The organism is Streptomyces sp. NTH33, assembly GCF_003236365.1.
Taxonomy (GTDB): Bacteria; Actinomycetota; Actinomycetes; order Streptomycetales; family Streptomycetaceae; genus Streptomyces.
Genome location: NZ_POTZ01000774.1, coordinates 1 through 2,008, shown reverse-complemented (window position 1 = coordinate 2,008; position 2,008 = coordinate 1). Strand labels below are relative to the sequence as shown.

At 75.7% G+C, this 2,008-nt stretch carries 1 protein-coding gene; it reads right to left on the bottom strand.

Going from position 1 to position 2,008, the window contains the following annotated elements:
- Nucleotides 1–1,392 (bottom strand): serine/threonine-protein kinase (locus C1I97_RS36105; RefSeq protein WP_111007141.1); only part of this gene is annotated, 1,392 nt, incomplete at its 3' end.
- Between the last annotated feature and the right edge of the window lie 616 nt (nt 1,393–2,008).

Genomic DNA, 2,008 nt, shown 5'->3' with positions numbered 1-2,008 from the left:
CCGCTGGGGCTGCGGGGCGTACTGCTGGGGCTGCCGCTGCGGCTGGGAAGGCTGCTGCCGCGGCTGCGGACGCGGCGCCGGCCGCGGCTGCTGCTCCGGCCGGGCCACCTGCCGCTGGGGGCGCCGGCGCAGCGGGTCCTCGCTCGGGTCCAGGTACTGGACCTGCGTCTGCTCGTTGCGGTCGCGGGCGGCGCGCAGCTGGGACTGCCAGGGATGCGGCTGGTCGGGCTGCGGGTCCTGTCCCTGCGGACCGGCGCCCGGCGGGCCCTGGGGCATCGGCGGCATCACGCGCGTGGAGTCGGCGGCGCCGTGCTGGGGCAGCACGGTGGTCGGGTCGGCCGCGCCGGGCGCACCGCCCGGTCCGCCGCTGTGCGGCAGGAAACTGGTCGCGGCGTTCGGGTCGTACGACGCCGCGCCCTGCGGCAGCACCTGGGTGGGGTCGGCGGCCCCGGGCACGTCCGGCGCGGGCACGGTCGCGGGCGCCGGATCGGGCCCCAGCAGCGCCGCGACGCCCTCCGCGGCGGCGATCTGCGCGGCGCTCGCGTGCACCCCGACGCCCCCGGCGACGACGCGCAGCCCGCGCGCGAGGTTCTCGGCGCTGGGCCTCACGTCCGGGTTCTTGCTCAGACAGCGCTCGATGACCGTCCACAGCGGGTCGGGAACCGTGGACGGGCGGCGCGGCTCGGCGCTCAGGTGCTGGTGCAGTACCTCCAGCGCCGATCCGCCCGAGAACGGCGGGCGGCCGGTGACCAGCTCGTACATCAGGATGCCGGCGCCGTAGACGTCGACGGCGGAGGTCTGCGGGCGGCCCTCGGCCGACTCGGGCGCGACGTACGCGGGCGTGCCGACGAACTCGTGGGTGCGGGTCAGACCGGGCGAGTCGGCCAGCCGGGCGATGCCGAAGTCGGTCAGCATCGGGTGCATCCCGTCGCCGTCCTGCTTGAGCAGTACGTTGGCCGGCTTCAGGTCGCGGTGGACCACCCCGTCGGCGTGGCTGGCGGCGAGCGCGTCGGCGATCTGGGCGGTGAGCAGCGCGGCGGCCACGGGCGTGAAGGGGCCGTTCTCGCGCAGGTAGCGGTGCAGGTCGGGGCCGTCGACGAGGTCCATGACCAGCGCCAGCAGATCCCCCTCGACCACCAGGTCGCGCACCCGGACGATGTTCGGATGGGTCAGCCGGAGCAGCACGGACCGCTCCCGCAGGAACCGCATCACGACGTCGGCGTCGTTCGCCAGCTCCTCCTTGAGGACCTTGATGGCGACGGTCTCGCCGGGCTGGCCGGGCACGGCCGCCTCGGCACCCGCCGTCTCCCGCTGGCGGGCTCGCCAGACGGTCCCGGTGGCACCGCGTCCGAGCGGCTCCTCCAGGAGGTACTTGCTGCCTACCGGCCGCACGTCATGCGCTCCCTGCTGCTTGCTTGCCTGGTTCCCGCGCCCCGGAGGCGCCTCGCGGGTGTTCCGACCCACTCTAGTGCCGCCCCGCGCGATGCCGGGCGGTTGTGCCGCCGCGTCCGGCGGGGCCTCCCGGGCCGCTCCGGCTCCTTCCAGGACGACTTACGCACGGGGTGCCGTGCGTGTTCGCCGGAAAGACGCTCGGCCCGGTCGGTTGGTTGCCGGATGCGGACGTGACCGATCCCAAGCGGACGCCAAGCGGACATGCGCCGGGCACCGGTCAGGCATTTTTGGGGACAGAGCCGACCAATCAAGATCACTTGCCGGTGGGCGGCGGGCGCGCTGTCGGTGGCAGGTGCGAGGATGCCTTCCAGAACTGGCCGACGTGCTCGTGCGGTGGGGGGATGTCCGCGGTGGGGGACCGCGGGGCGGCTTCGTCCCCCGCCGGTCGCGGGCGCCCGCGCAGAAGGGACCGCTGACGGCGATGCAGATCCGGCTGACCGTCGTAGATCCGCTGGGCCCGCCGACGGCCCGGGGCCGCGCCGCGAGCCGCGACGTGCTGGTCACGGCTCCCGCGGGCACGGCGCTGGCCGCGGTGGCGTCGGCGCTGGCCGCGGCC